This window comes from Achromobacter sp. GD03932 (assembly GCF_029839485.1).
In the GTDB taxonomy this organism is placed as follows: Bacteria; Pseudomonadota; Gammaproteobacteria; order Burkholderiales; family Burkholderiaceae_B; genus Achromobacter; species Achromobacter bronchisepticus_A.
In genome coordinates, this window is record NZ_JAOCAT010000021.1 from 1 (window position 1) to 13,467 (window position 13,467).

At 67.4% G+C, this 13,467-nt stretch carries 12 protein-coding genes; 8 read left to right on the forward strand and 4 right to left on the reverse strand.

Going from position 1 to position 13,467, the window contains the following annotated elements; all coding sequences use genetic code 11:
• The 3 genes from boxB to N5C88_RS19445 form a co-directional block, all read right to left on the reverse strand.
• On the reverse strand, positions 1–1,400 hold a 1,400-nt coding region (gene boxB / locus N5C88_RS19435), incomplete at its 3' end, for a benzoyl-CoA 2,3-epoxidase subunit BoxB (RefSeq protein ID WP_280016035.1).
• A 57-nt stretch (positions 1,401–1,457) separates the two neighbouring features.
• Complete coding sequence (boxC, locus tag N5C88_RS19440) at positions 1,458–3,116, reverse strand: 2,3-epoxybenzoyl-CoA dihydrolase (RefSeq protein ID WP_059380187.1); 1,659 nt, start codon at positions 3,114–3,116, stop codon at positions 1,458–1,460.
• 143 nt (positions 3,117–3,259) lie between these two features.
• A complete protein-coding gene (locus tag N5C88_RS19445; RefSeq protein ID WP_059380188.1) occupies positions 3,260–4,168 on the reverse strand; it encodes a helix-turn-helix transcriptional regulator in 909 nt (302 codons plus the stop codon).
• Positions 4,169–4,344: 176 nt separating this feature from the next.
• Here N5C88_RS19445 and N5C88_RS19450 point away from each other — a divergent pair, with 176 nt between their 5' ends.
• The 8 genes from N5C88_RS19450 to N5C88_RS19485 all read left to right on the forward strand — a co-directional run bounded on the left by N5C88_RS19450 (position 4,345) and on the right by N5C88_RS19485 (position 11,911).
• Entirely contained in the window at positions 4,345–4,815 is a 471-nt protein-coding gene (locus N5C88_RS19450; protein WP_118932772.1) for a DUF4863 family protein, read from the forward strand.
• 68 nt (positions 4,816–4,883) lie between these two features.
• Positions 4,884–6,443, forward strand: coding sequence for a benzoate-CoA ligase family protein (locus N5C88_RS19455; RefSeq protein ID WP_280016036.1), 1,560 nt, complete (start codon positions 4,884–4,886; stop codon positions 6,441–6,443).
• The gene (locus N5C88_RS19460) at positions 6,440–7,264 is read left to right on the forward strand and encodes an alpha/beta hydrolase (protein ID WP_280016037.1); all 825 of its coding nucleotides are present in this window, start codon (positions 6,440–6,442) and stop codon (positions 7,262–7,264) included. Before N5C88_RS19455 ends, N5C88_RS19460 begins: the two co-directional genes overlap by 4 nt.
• A 36-nt stretch (positions 7,265–7,300) precedes the next feature.
• Complete coding sequence (locus N5C88_RS19465) at positions 7,301–8,461, forward strand: ABC transporter substrate-binding protein (RefSeq protein WP_059380192.1); 1,161 nt, start codon at positions 7,301–7,303, stop codon at positions 8,459–8,461.
• 25 nt (positions 8,462–8,486) lie between these two features.
• Entirely contained in the window at positions 8,487–9,368 is an 882-nt protein-coding gene (locus N5C88_RS19470) for a branched-chain amino acid ABC transporter permease (RefSeq protein ID WP_280016039.1), read from the forward strand.
• Positions 9,369–9,370: 2 nt separating this feature from the next.
• Positions 9,371–10,447, forward strand: coding sequence for a branched-chain amino acid ABC transporter permease (locus N5C88_RS19475; RefSeq protein WP_280016040.1), 1,077 nt, complete (start codon positions 9,371–9,373; stop codon positions 10,445–10,447).
• Positions 10,440–11,204 carry an ABC transporter ATP-binding protein gene (locus tag N5C88_RS19480; protein WP_280016041.1) on the forward strand — a complete coding sequence of 255 codons (765 nt, stop codon included), beginning with the start codon at positions 10,440–10,442 and terminating at the stop codon, positions 11,202–11,204. Before N5C88_RS19475 ends, N5C88_RS19480 begins: the two co-directional genes overlap by 8 nt.
• A complete protein-coding gene (locus N5C88_RS19485) occupies positions 11,201–11,911 on the forward strand; it encodes an ABC transporter ATP-binding protein (protein ID WP_118932777.1) in 711 nt (236 codons plus the stop codon). The genes N5C88_RS19480 and N5C88_RS19485 overlap by 4 nt, the downstream gene beginning before the upstream one ends.
• On the opposite strand, the gene N5C88_RS19490 is transcribed toward N5C88_RS19485, so the two are convergent.
• Positions 11,908–13,464, reverse strand: coding sequence for an acetolactate synthase large subunit (locus tag N5C88_RS19490; RefSeq protein WP_280016042.1), 1,557 nt, complete (start codon positions 13,462–13,464; stop codon positions 11,908–11,910). The two genes, N5C88_RS19485 and N5C88_RS19490, sit on opposite strands and share 4 nt — an antisense overlap.
• Between the last annotated feature and the right edge of the window lie 3 nt (positions 13,465–13,467).

Consider the following 13,467-nt stretch of genomic DNA (forward strand, 5'->3'; position numbering starts at 1 on the left):
ACCGGCTGTCGGTTGACGCCCATGACGGGCGGCGCGATCCAGTTGGCGAACTTGCCCGGCTCGGTGACGCGGCCCATCAACGACGCGACGAAGGCGCGATCCTCGGGCGTGGGCAGCCATTTGTGGCTGTTGGCCTGCCATTGCGATTCGGACAGGATCTCGCCTTCGGGCGACATGCGGATGCCGGCCAGCGTGCCGATCTGGCGGTTGAAGGCCTTGTGCGGCACTTGCAGGCGGAACGGCAAGCCGCTCTTTTCGATGACCTTGTTCCAGCGGCCGATGCCAGCGACCGAGTCGCGGATGAAGTCGTCGCGCAGCACTTCGTTCAGGGCGTTCAGCATCGGCACCTCGATCTCGCGCAGCTTGCCGTTTTCCACGGTCAGCACGCGATAGGTGTCGTTCTTCAGCTGATGGTCGTCGGTGCGCTTGCCTTCTTCATAGCGGCCCTTCAGGCCCGAGCCGTAGAAGATGGCGGCGTTGGACGACTGGTCCGCGCCGAACAGGTCGATGGTGACGCTGTAGTGGAAGTTCAGGTAGCGCTGGATGGTGGGCAGGTCGATCACGCCAGCCGCGCGCACGCTGGCCGGGTCATCGGTCTTCAACTGGTTCATGACCTCGCAGGTGCGCTGGATGACGCGAGAAATGCCGGATTCGCCCACGAACATGTGGTGCGCCTCCTCGGTCAGCATGAACTTGGTGGTGCGCGCCAGCGGATCGAAGCTGGACTCCGCCAGCGCGCACAGCTGAAACTTGCCGTCGCGGTCGGTGAAGTAGGTAAACATGTAGAAGGCCAGCCAATCAGGCGTCTTCTCGTTGAACGCGCCCAGGATGCGCGGGTTGTCGGAATCCCCTGAGCTGCGCTGCAACAGCGCGTCCGCCTCTTCGCGGCCATCCCGGCCGAAATAGCGATGCAGCAGGTAGACCATGGCCCACAGGTGGCGGCCTTCCTCGACGTTGATCTGGAACAGGTTGCGCAAGTCGTACTGCGAGGGCGCGGTCAGGCCCAGGTGGCGCTGCTGTTCGATCGAGGCCGGCTCGGTATCGCCCTGCGTGACGATGATGCGGCGCAGGTTGGCGCGGTGCTCGCCGGGCACGTCCTGCCAGACGTCGCGGCCCATGTTCTCGCCGAAGTGGATCTTGCGCTGCCCGTCCTGCGGCGCCAGGAAGATACCCCAACGGTAGTCCGGCATCTTGACGTGATCGAAGTGCGCCCAGCCGTCAGGCTGCACGCTGACCGCCGTGCGCAAGTAGACGTCGAAACCATGGGAGCCGTCTGGCCCCATGTCCTGCCACCACTGCAGGTAGTTGGGCTGCCAGTGTTCCAGCGCGCGCTGCAAGGTGCGGTCGCCGGACAGATTGACGTTGTTGGGGATCTTATCGGTGTAGTTGATGCCAGACATGTCTCGCTCCTGTTCTTTGGGATGGCCGCGGTCGCGCGGCGCGGTGTCGCGGGGCCGTCAGACCCGGTTCCAGTCGAATGCGGCTTGCTCGCCCTTGCCGTAGAGCTTGAGCGCGCCCTTGTCGCCGGCGGCGTTGGGGCGATTGAAGATCCAGTTCTGCCAGGCGGTGAGGCGGCCGAAGATGCGGGTCTCCATCGTTTCCTGTCCGCCGAAGCGCAGGTTGGCTTCCAGTCCGGTCAGGGCGTCGGGCGACAGCGCGCGGCGCTCCTCCAGCATCATGCGCACCTCGTCGTCCCAATCGATGTTGTCCGGCGCATAGGTGATCAGGCCCAGATCCAGCGCATCGGTGGCCGACAGCGGCTGGCCGGCGCGCGCGCGCACCGCTTCCAAGGGCGCTTCTTCTTCGTAGAAGCGGCGCTGCAGGCGGCTCTGGCCGTTGACCAGCGGATAGGCGCCGAAATTGCGTTCGCCCACCACGATCTGCGCGGGCGCGGATTCGTCTTCGTTGTCCAGCATGTAGCTGCGGTCGGCGGCCAGCGCCAGTTCGAGCAGGGTGCCGGCAAAGCAGGAACCCGGCTCGATCAGCGCGAACAGGCTGCGCGAGGTCACGTCCAGGCGCGCCAGCGTGCGGCGCAGCATGCCGGCGGTTTCGCGCACGAACCAGTGGTCAGCATGCTGCTGCAGAGCGGCATCGGCAGCCAGCACCAGCGCGGCATCGCCTTCGGTCTTGATGATCCAGGTGCCGATGTCCAGCTCGTTGGTGCGCATCGACAGGATGGCGTCGTCCAGTTCGCGCGCCATCTGCAGCGGCCACCAGGCCGCGCCGGCCGCGACTATGTCCTGCAGTTCGGTCTGCACCGCGCCCTCGGGCGCGCGCACCGTCCAGGTGGCCTGGCGCCTGTCGCGGTCCAGTTGGATATCCACATAGCGGTAGGACAGGCCGTCGGCGCTTTCCGTGCGCTGCACCGGCGTCAGCGCGATGCCCTGCTCGCCCGCCGGGCGGTCGCTGCCCTGCGCCAGCGCCTGCGCGCGTTCGCGCACGGCCTCCTCGAAACGGGCCGGCTTGACCACGTCGTCCACCAGGCGCCAGTCCTTGGCGCGCTGGCCGCGCACGCCTTCGACCAGGGTGCAGAAGATGTCGGCGTGGTCGTGGCGCACGCGGCGCTTGTCGGTCACGCGGGTCAGGCCGCCGGTGCCGGGCAGCACGCCCAGCAGCGGCACCTCGGGCAGCGCGACCGCGGACGAGCGGTCGTCGATCAGCATGATCTCGTCGCAGGCCAGCGCCAGCTCGTAGCCGCCCCCGGCGCAGGCGCCGTTGAGCGCGGCGATGAACTTCAGGCCGCTGTGGCGGCTGGAATCTTCAATGCCGTTGCGGGTTTCGTTGGTGAACTTGCAGAAGTTCACCTTCCAGGCGTGCGAGGACAGGCCCAGCATGAAAATATTGGCGCCGGAACAGAAGATCCGGTCCTTCATGCTGGTGACGACCACGGTGCGCACTTCCGGGTGTTCGAAGCGGATACGCTGCAAGGCGTCATGCAATTCGATGTCCACGCCCAGGTCGTAGGAATTCAGCTTGAGCTTGTAGCCGGGACGCAGGCCGCCGTCCTCGGCAACATCCATGGCCAGCGTGGCGACCGGGCCGTCGAAGCTCAGGCGCCAGTGGCGGTACTGCTCGGGGTCGGTCCGGAAATCAACCCGGTTGAGGGTGCTGCTCATAGTGTGTCTCCTCGAACGCCTGCCGAAACAGGAAAAATACTGCACTACATGAATTATTGTGCAGATTAGAGGACAAAAAAAGCCCCGTCAAGCGGGGCATGCATAAAAATGCATATTGCCGGCCTGACCGGCATCGAATCCGCCTATAGCGGCAGGCCGCAGGCCTTGCGTACCTGGGTGCGCAGGCCGGCAAAGCTTTCCTGCACGTCCAGGTTGCTGGTGACCCACGTGAGATCGGCCTTGGCGTAGAAGGCTTCGCGCCCGGCCAGGATGCGCTTGAGGTCGGCCATGGCCTCGTTGTTACCCGACATGGGACGGAAATCGCCCTGCGCCATGACCCGGCCCATGTGCTCCTCGGGGGTGGCGCGCAGCCATACCGTGTAGCAATGCGCCAGCAACAGGTTCAGGGTGGCGGGCTCGGACACCAGCCCGCCCGGCGTGGCCAGCACCATTTCCGGGTAGATCTGCACGGCCTCTTCCAGCGCCCGCCGTTCGTAGCGGCGGTAGGCGTTGGGGCCGTACAGATTGTGGATCTCCAGGATGCTGCACCCGGCCACGCGCTCGATCTCGCGGTTCAGCTCCACGAAGGGGTAGCCCAGGTCATCGGCCAGCATCTGGCCCAGCGTGGACTTGCCCGCGCCGCGCAGGCCGATCAGCGCCACGCGCTGCGTGCGGTTGGGACGCTGCGCCCCCGCCCCTACGCCGAACAGCTGGGTCAGGGCCTCGCGCGCGCGCTGCAGGTCGGATTCCGTGCGGCCGCTGAGCAGCTCGCGGATCAGCAGCCAGTCGGGCGATTCGGTGGTGACGTCGCCCACCAGTTCGGCCAGTGCGCAGTTGAAGGCTCGGGCAATCTGCAGCAGCACCAGGATGGACGCATTGCCCACCCCATGTTCCAGATTGGCCAGGTGGCGTTCCGATACGCCTGTCACCTGCGACAGGCCTTTGCGGGTCATGCCGCGTATGGCCCGCAGGCGGCGCACCCGCTCGCCCAAGGCCACCAGGAACGCTTCCCGCCTGGGTTCGGATGGCGCCGCGTCTAGCGCTTGATTCATGTTTACGTGACTCCGCAAAAACCCTGATTACCACGTTTTATGCACTATAGTGCTTGACCATAATCAATGGAAGCACTATTTTTCCATTCAATCAGTCCAAAGCGCCTCATGTGCAAAAAAGCAGCAGTCGATTTCATGTCGATTCTGAAGCGCCGACAGTGTAAAGGAGGAGCCCGGTGAGTACGCCTGATCAATTCCATGCCCTGATGCGCGAGGTCACGCGCCTGACGCAAGGCCAGCCGCTGGACGCGGCGCTGCAGGAAAGCCTGAACCGCGAGGCCGGTCCGCAAAGCGCCCTGTTCCAGGAGATATACGCCACCTGCAGGCAGGGCGTGGCCGAGGGCTGGATGTGCAGCCGGGAAGCCGGCGGCATCCGCTACGGCCGCGTCATCAAGCCGGCGCCCGACCTGGCGGACTGCTCGGTGGACGTGGTGGACATGAACGATCTTGCCGGTCCGCACCACGCGCACCCCAATGGCGAGATCGACATGATCATGCCGCTGACCGAAGGCGCCAGCTTCGACGGCCACGGCGCCGGCTGGCTGGTCTACGGCCCCGGCAGCGCGCACAGCCCAACCGTGAGCGGCGGCCGCGCGCTGGTGCTGTACCTGCTGCCGGGCGGCGCCATCGATTTCACGCGGTCCTAGCGCCCGCCCCGCCGCCAGAAAAAAACACATAGCGCGGCTTCCACCCCACAGGACATCAGGAGACAACCGTGAACGCCTGTCCCGCCGAACTCAACTTCGCCAGCCACCTGGCGGCGCTGAATGCGCCGCGCGCAGCCAAGCCAGCCTACATCGACGACACGCGCCAGATCAGCTACGGCGAACTGGCGGAACGGGTGGCGCGCATGGCCGGCGCGCTGCGCCAACTGGGCCTGCGGCGCGAGGAGCGCATCCTGCTGCTGATGCAGGACACCGTCGATTGGCCGGTAGTGTTTCTAGGCGCGCTGCATGCGGGCGTGGTGCCGGTGGCCGTGAACACCCTGCTCACCGCCGACGACTACGCCTACATCATCGGCCACAGCCGCGTACGCGCCGTGTTCGCATCGGGCGCCTTGCTGCCCGTGGTGCAGGCCGCGCTGGCGCAGGCCCCCGCCGACGTCGAGCACCTGGTGGTGTCGCAGCCCGCCGGCCCGTTGCCCGAGGGCGCGCGCGAATTCGAAACGCTGCTGGCCGCCGCGCCGCTGGCGCCGGCGGCGCGCACCCTGTCCGACGAGATTGCGTTCTGGCTGTATTCGTCCGGCTCCACCGGCAAGCCCAAGGGCGTGGTCCACACCCACGGCAATCTCTGGCACACGGCCGAACTCTATGCCAAGCCCGTGCTCGGCATACGCGAGGACGACGTGGTGTTCTCGGCCGCCAAGCTGTTCTTCGCCTACGGCCTGGGCAACGGCCTGACCTTCCCGCTGTCGGTGGGCGCGACCGTGATCCTGATGGGCGAACGCCCCACGCCGCAGGCGGTCTTCAAGCGCCTGACGCAGCACCGGCCCACCGTGTTCTACGGCGTGCCCACGCTGTATGCCAGCATGCTGGCCTCGCCCGACCTGCCGGCGCGCGAACGGGTCGCCATGCGCATCTGCACGTCCGCCGGCGAAGCGCTGCCGCGCGACATCGGCGAACGCTACACGCGCCACTTCGGCTGCGAGATCCTGGACGGCATCGGCTCCACCGAGATGCTGCACATCTTCATTTCCAACCAGACCGGGCAGCTGCGCTACGGCACCACCGGCAAGCCCGTGCCGGGCTATGAGGTGCAGCTGCGCGACGAGAACGGCGCCCTGGTGCCACCCGGCGCCATCGGCGACCTCTACATCAAGGGTCCCAGCGCGGCGCTGATGTACTGGAACAACCGCGACAAGACGCGCCAGTGCTTCCTGGGCGATTGGCTCAAGAGCGGCGACAAATACACCTGCGACGCGGACGGCTACTACACCTACGCCGGGCGCAGCGACGACATGATCAAGGTCAGCGGCCAGTACGTGTCGCCGGTGGAGGTCGAGAACATCCTGGTGCAGCACGAGGCCGTGCTGGAAGCGGCCGTGATCGGCGTGCCGGACCACGACGGTCTGGTCAAGACCAAGGCCTATGTGGTGCTGCGCCCCGGCTTCGAACCCGACGCGCAGACCGGGGCCGCGCTGCAGAACTACGTGAAGCAGCATCTGGCGCCGTTCAAGTATCCGCGCCAGATCAATTTCACGGAAGAACTGCCCAAGACGGCCACCGGGAAGATACAGCGCTTCCGCCTGCGTCAGCTGGAAGAGGCCACGCTATGAACGCCTGTGCCGTGGCCGAGACCGTGTTCGCCGACTTCCATGCCGGCGGACGAGACCTGCGGCTGGAATGCCAGTGGATCGGGGTCGATCGCCCCGGCGCCCCGCTGCTGATATTTCTGCACGAAGGGCTGGGCTCCGTGGCCATGTGGAAGGACTGGCCACTACGCGTCTGCGAGGCAGCCGGTTGCCGCGGACTGGTGTACTCGCGCTACGGCTACGGACTGTCGACACCGCGGCCGCACGCAGAAAAGCGGCCGGCGGACTTCATGCACATCGAGGCGCGCGACGTGCTGCCCGCGCTGCTGCGCGCACTGGGCGTGGACGCCAGGCGCGACAAGCCGGCGCTGTTCGGCCACAGCGACGGCGGCTCGATCGCCCTGCTGTATGCGGCGATGCATCCGGACGCCGTCGCCGGCGTGGTCGCCGCCGCGCCCCATATCCTGGTCGAAGACGTATCGGTCGCCAGCATCGCGCAGGCGCGTCAAGCCTACCTGGACACGGACCTGCGCGCCCGGCTGGGGCGCTATCACGCGGACCCGGATTCGGCGTTCTGGGGCTGGAACGACATCTGGCTGGATCCGGCTTTCCGCCGCTGGAATCTGGACGACTACCTGTCCCGCATCGCCTGTCCGGTGCTGGCGATCCAGGGCGTGGACGACGAATACGGCACCTTGGCGCAGATCCGCGGCATACGCCGGCTCGCGCCCCAGACCGAACTGCTGGAACTGCCCGACTGCGGCCACTCGGCGCACAAGGATCAGCCGGCCCGCGTTATCCAGGCCGTCGCCGGTTTCGTCGGCGGCCTGGCACAACCCCGCTGACCCCGCGTCGGCCCATAACAAGCACGGAGACTAACCATGAACCACGCCCTGACCCGGGCTGCGCTCGCCGCGGCTCTGACGCTCGCCGCCACCGGCGCCCAGGCCGCCGACAAGATCAAGGTCGGCTTCATGCTGCCCTACAGCGGCACCTATGCCGCGCTGGGCAACGCCATCGAGAACGGCTTCAAGCTGTATGTCGCGGAGCAAGGCGGCAAGCTGGGCGGACGCGAGATCGAATATTTCAAGGTGGACGACGAGTCCAACCCCGCCAAGGCCGCCGAAAACGCCAACCGCCTGATCAAGCGCGACCAGGTGGACGTGCTGATCGGCACCGTGCACTCGGGCGTGGCGATGGCGCTGGCCAAGGCCGCCAAGGATGCCGACACCACGCTGATCGTGACCAACGCGGGCGCCAACGCCATCACCGGCCCGCTGTGCGGCCCGGGCATCTTCCGCACCTCGTTCACCAATTGGCAGCCTGCGTACGCCATGGGTCCGGTGGCCTTTGCCAAGGGCCACAAGACGGCCGTCACCATCACCTGGAAATATGCGGCCGGCGACGAGGCCATCGGCGGCTTCAAGGAGGGCTTCGAGAAGGCCGGCGGCAAGGTCGTGAAGGAACTGAGCCTGCCGTTTCCCAACGTGGAATTCCAGCCGCTGCTGACCGAGATCGCGGCGCTCAAGCCCGACATGGTGTTCACGTTCTTTGCGGGCGGCGGCGCCGTGAAGTTCGTGCAGGACTACCATGCCGCTGGCCTGGGCAAGACCATCCCGCTGTATGGCTCGGGCTTCCTGACCGACGGCACGCTGGAGGCCCAGGGCGCTTCGGCGCAAGGCCTGCTGACCACGCTGCACTATGCCGACGGCCTGAACACGCCGCGCGACAACGCCTTCCGCGCCGACTACAGCAAGGCCTACAAGGCGCAGCCGGACGTCTACGCGGTGCAGGGCTATGACGCGGCGCAGCTGATGCAGTCGGGCCTGGCCGCGGTGAAGGGCGACTTCGCCAAGAAGGAAGACTTCCGCAAGGCCATGCGCGGCGCCACGGTGGACAGCCCGCGCGGCCCCTTCACGCTGTCCAGCGCGGGCAACCCCGTGCAGGACATCTACCTGCGCCGCGTCGACGGATTGGAAAACAAGGTCGTGGATGTCGCCGTGAAGAAGCTGGCCGATCCGGCCCGCGGCTGCAAGCTCTGACCACAATCCGCCACAGGGAGGCCCCATGGACATCAGCATCCTGCTCATCCAGAGCCTGAACGCTTTCCAGTACGGCTTGCTGCTGTTCCTGGTGGCCAGCGGACTCACGCTGATCTTCGGCATCATGGGCATCATCAATCTTGCCCACGGCAGTTTCTACATGATCGGCGCGTACATGGCGTTTGCGCTGGGACCGGCCGTCGACCGCTGGCTGGGCGGCGGCTTCCTGGCCACGCTGGCGGTCTGCGTGCTGGCGGCCGGCGCCCTGGGCTACCTGCTGGAAGCCGCGTTCTTCAGCTACCTGTACAAGCGCAACCACTTGCAGCAGGTGCTGATGACCTACGGCCTGATCCTGGTGTTCGAAGAGCTGCGCAGCATCCTGGTGGGCAATGACGTGCACGGCGTGCCCCTGCCCACCTGGCTGCAGGGCAGCATCGCGCTGGGCGACGTCATGACCTATCCGGTCTACCGGCTGTTCATCTCGGCCGTCGGCATCGCGGTGGCGCTGCTGCTGTACTGGGTCATCACGCGCACGCGGCTGGGCATGATGCTGCGGGCCGGCGCCAGCAACCGCGAGATGATCGGATCGCTGGGCATAGACATCAACAAGCTCTACCGCCTGGTGTTCGCGGCGGGCGTGGCGCTGGCGGCCCTGGCGGGCAGCATCGCCGCGCCGGTGTCCTCGGTCTACCCCGGCATGGGCAACGGCGTGCTCATCATCTGCTTCGTGGTGGTGGTGATCGGCGGCATCGGCTCGATCCGCGGCGCCTTCCTGGCCGCGATGCTGGTGGGCGTGGTGGAAACCTTCGGCCAGGTGCTGTTCCCGTCCGCGGCGGGCGTGCTGGTGTACCTGCTGATGGCCTTCATACTTCTTTGCAAGCCCGAAGGGCTGTTCAAGCAGGGCTGACCATGTTGAACCGACTCTTGCCCATTGCGGCGCTGCTGGCTTTGGCCGCCTTTTCCTGGAGCGGCAGCGACTACTACACCGGCCTGGCGATCAAGATCATGATCTATGCGATCTTCGCGCTCAGCCTGCAGCTGCTGGTGGGCGGCGCGGGACTGGTCAGCCTGGGCCACGCCGCCTTCTTCGGCATCGGCGCCTACGTGGCGGCGCTGCTGTCGCCGGAATCGGAGGCCGCCGGCCTGTGGTGGCTGCTGCCGGCCGCCCTGCTCGCCGCCGCAGCCTATGCGCTGGCGACCGGCGCGCTGGCGCTGCGCACCCGCGGCGTGTACTTCATCATGGTGACGCTGGCCTTCTCGCAGATGGCCTACTACGTGTTCCACGACACGAAGATCGGCGGCGGCAGCGACGGCATCTACCTGTACTTCCGGCCCGAGCTGTCCCTGGGCGGCTGGCTGCCGTTCGACCTGGGCGATGCCCGGACCTTCTACTTCTTCGTGCTGGCCTGCCTGGCGCTGACCTGGGGCTTCCTGGCGCTGCTGCGGCGTTCGCCCTTCGGCGCCGCGCTGGCCGGCATCCGCATCAACGAACAGCGCATGCGCGCGGCCGGCTATTCCACCTATCCGTACAAGCTGGCCGCCTATGTCATCGGCGCCACGCTGGCCAGCCTGGCGGGCTTTCTGTTCGCCCTGAAGGACGGCTTCGTCACGCCCGAGCTGCTGGCCTGGGAACAATCCGGCCTGGTGCTGCTGATGGTGATCCTGGGCGGCATGGGCAGCCTGGGCGGGGCGGTGCTGGGCACCCTGGCGCTGGTGCTGCTGCAGGAACTATTCCAGTCGCAGGAGATTTTCGGCGAATACGCGCGCCACTGGCACCTGCCGCTGGGCATCGCCATCATCGCGCTGGTGGCCTTGCTGCCCAATGGCCTGGCGGGACTGCCGGCGCAACTGCGCCAACGGCGCGCGGCGCGCCTACCCGGCGCTGGCGTAGACGCCGCCCGCGCCGCGCCCAAACCGGATGCTGCCCATGCCGGCCGCCAGCCCGCCTCCGCCCGCCTGCCCATCCAGGGAGAGCCCCATGTCTGAGGTCCTGCTTGCCGCAAGCGCGGTCACGCGCCGCTTCGGCGGCCTGATGGCGGTGAACGGCGTGTCGCTGCAATTGCAGCGCGGCCAGGTCCACGCCGTCATCGGCACCAACGGCGCGGGCAAGTCCACGCTGATCAACATCCTTTCGGGCGAACTCGCGCCCAGCAGCGGCCAGGTCATGCTGGGCGGGCGCGACATCACGACCTGGCGCCAGCCCGACCGGGCCCGCGCGGGCCTGGGCCGCAGCTACCAGCGGTCCACCATCTTTCCCGAACTGAGCGTGTTCGAGAACTGCAGGCTGGCCGCGCAGGCGCGCCGCCAGCGCTTCTGGCACTGGTGGCGCTCGGCCACGGAATGCCGCCACAGCGCCGAGCTGGCGCGCCACGCGCTGGAACGCACCGGCCTGGCCGATGACGCCGCGCGCGAGGCCGGGCTGCTGCCGCATGGCCGCAAGCGCCAGTTGGAGATCGCCATGTGCCTGGCGGGCGAGCCGCAAGTGCTGCTGCTGGACGAACCCCTGGCCGGCATGGGTCCCGAGGAAACCGACCGCATCCTGGAGCTGCTGGACGCGCTCAAGCCCGGCCACGCCATCCTGCTGGTGGAGCATGACATGGACGCGGTCTTCCGCGTTGCCGAGACCATTACCGTCATGGTCAACGGCGCCGCCATCGCCAGCGGCACGCCCGCCGCGATCCGCGCCAACCCGGACGTGCGCACCGCCTACCTGGGCGAAGACAGCCATGGAGCCAGCGTATGACCGCATTGATCGAAACGGGCGGCCTGCACGTCTATTACGGCGCCAGCCACGTGCTGCGCGGCATAGACATGCATATCGCGCCAGGAGAATCCGTAGGCCTGGTGGGCCGCAACGGCATGGGCAAGACCACGCTGATCCGCAGCCTGATGGGCCACGTCAGAAGCGCCCATGGCAGCGTGCGCGTGGACGGCCGCGACTGCACCCGCGCGCAGCCGCACGCCATCGCCCGCATGGGCCTGGCCTACGTGCCCGAAGGGCGCGGCATCTTTCCCAACCTGAACGTGCGAGAGAACCTGCAGGTGGCCGCGCGCGCCGGCCGCGACGGCCGCCAGGACTGGACCTACGCCCGCGTGCTGGAAGTATTTCCGCGCCTGCGGGAACGTCTGGGGCATGGCGGCCAGCAGCTATCGGGGGGCGAACAGCAAATGCTGGCCATCGGCCGGGCCCTGATGACCAATCCCGAACTGCTGATCCTGGACGAGGCCACCGAGGGGCTGGCGCCGCTGATCGTGGCCGAAATCTGGAAAATCATCCGGCAGATCCGCGCCAGCGGCATGTCCACGCTGATCGTGGACCGCAATTACCGGGCGGTGCTGGAACACACCGACCGCTGCCTGGTGATGGAAAAAGGCCAGATCGTGCAAGACGGCGACAGCGCGTCGCTGGCCCGGCAGCCCGAGCAGCTGACGCGCTATCTGGGGGTTTAGATCACCGCTTCGATCAGGAACGGGCCGCGGCGCTTCAGGCCTTCCTGCAGCGCGCGCGCGAATCCTTCCACCGTATCCACGCTGACCGCTTCCACGCCCATGCCGCGCGCCAGATGCGTCCAGTCCAGGTACGGTTCCTCCAGGTCCAGCATGCGGCGAGCGTTGCGTCCGGGTTCCTGCACGCCCACGTTCTTCATTTCGCCGTGCAGCGTGGCATAGGAACGGTTGGCCAGGATCACCGTCAGGCAATCCAGGTTCTCGCGCGCTTGCGTCCACAGCGCCTGCAAGGTGTACATGCCGCTGCCGTCGGCTTGCAGGGTGACGACCTTGCGGTCCGGGCAGGCGACGGCGGCGCCGGTCGCCAGGGGCAGGCCGATGCCGATGGCGCCGCCCGTCAGCATGAGCCAATCGTGCGGCGCGCTGTTGACGCTGTAGAGGGGGAATTCGCGGCCTTGGGTGATGGACTCGTCGCAGACGATGGCCTGCTCCGGCAGATGGTGTGCGACCAGGATGTTGACGGCGGCGCCGGTCAGCTTGCCGGACTGCGGCACCTCGTAGCTGGCGGGAGCGGCGGCCAGGCGCGGCGCGTCCTGGGCGATGCCGAGCTCGTCGGCCAGCCACTCCAGCGCATGCGCCAGGTCCTGCTCGGGCGTGCCCAGCACCACCTGCTGGCAATCGGGCGGCGCCAGCAGGCTGGGCTTGCCGGGATAGGCGAAAAAGCCGACAGGCGCTTTCGCCCCGACCAGCACCAGATGGCGTATGTCCTTCAGCTTGGCCACCGCCAGGTCGATCGGATACGGCAGGCGGTCCACCGGGGTACGCGAGCCGCCGCGTTCGATGCGGCGGTTTGAGGTTTCCGACACCAGCCGCACGCCGGTGGCGCGCGCGATGCGGCCGGCGGCGTTCAGCGCGCGCTCGCGCAGCGCGGAACCGCCCAGCATCAACGTCGTGACTTCACCCGAGCGGATCGCGGCAACCGCCGCGCGCACCGCCTCGGCCGAGGTCTGGGCCAGGGCCTCGCTCTTGGCCAGCACCGGCGCAGTATTGTCGGGCAGGTCCGTCCAGGCCGCGTCGGCGGGCAGGATCAGCGTGGCGATGTTGCCCGGCGAGCGGCGCGCCACGCCCACGGCTTCGGCGGCGTCGGCGGACAGGTCGGCGGCCTTGGTGGTGCGCTTGACCCAATGCGACATCGGACGCGCGACGCCTTCGACGTCGCTGGTCAGCGGCGCGTCGTATTGGACGTGATAGGTGGCGTGGTCGCCCACGATGTTGACCATGGGCGTGCGGGCGCGTTTGGCGTTGTGCAGGTTGGCCAGGCCGTTGCCCAACCCCGGCCCCAGGTGCAGCAGCGTGGCCGCGGGCTTGTCAGCCATGCGCGCATAGCCGTCGGCCGCGCCCGTCACCACGCCTTCGAACAGGCCCAGCACGCAACGCATCTTCGGTTTGCGATCCAATGCCGCGACAAAGTGCATTTCCGATGTGCCGGGGTTCGCGAAGCAAACGTCCACATCGTTGGCCAACAAGGTATCGCAAAGACTATCAGCGCCGTTCATCGT

Bases quoted from the DNA above. Each gene is read 5' to 3' on its own strand.
- boxC (WP_059380187.1), bottom strand. From the start codon at position 3,116: ATGAGCAGCACCCTCAACCGGGTTGATTTCCGGACCGACCCCGAGCAG.
- N5C88_RS19445 (WP_059380188.1), bottom strand. From the start codon at position 4,168: ATGAATCAAGCGCTAGACGCGGCGCCATCCGAACCCAGGCGGGAAGCG.
- N5C88_RS19460 (WP_280016037.1), top strand. From the start codon at position 6,440: ATGAACGCCTGTGCCGTGGCCGAGACCGTGTTCGCCGACTTCCATGCC.
- N5C88_RS19465 (WP_059380192.1), top strand. From the start codon at position 7,301: ATGAACCACGCCCTGACCCGGGCTGCGCTCGCCGCGGCTCTGACGCTC.
- N5C88_RS19470 (WP_280016039.1), top strand. From the start codon at position 8,487: ATGGACATCAGCATCCTGCTCATCCAGAGCCTGAACGCTTTCCAGTAC.
- N5C88_RS19475 (WP_280016040.1), top strand. From the start codon at position 9,371: ATGTTGAACCGACTCTTGCCCATTGCGGCGCTGCTGGCTTTGGCCGCC.
- N5C88_RS19480 (WP_280016041.1), top strand. From the start codon at position 10,440: ATGTCTGAGGTCCTGCTTGCCGCAAGCGCGGTCACGCGCCGCTTCGGC.
- N5C88_RS19485 (WP_118932777.1), top strand. From the start codon at position 11,201: ATGACCGCATTGATCGAAACGGGCGGCCTGCACGTCTATTACGGCGCC.
- N5C88_RS19490 (WP_280016042.1), bottom strand. From the start codon at position 13,464: ATGAACGGCGCTGATAGTCTTTGCGATACCTTGTTGGCCAACGATGTG.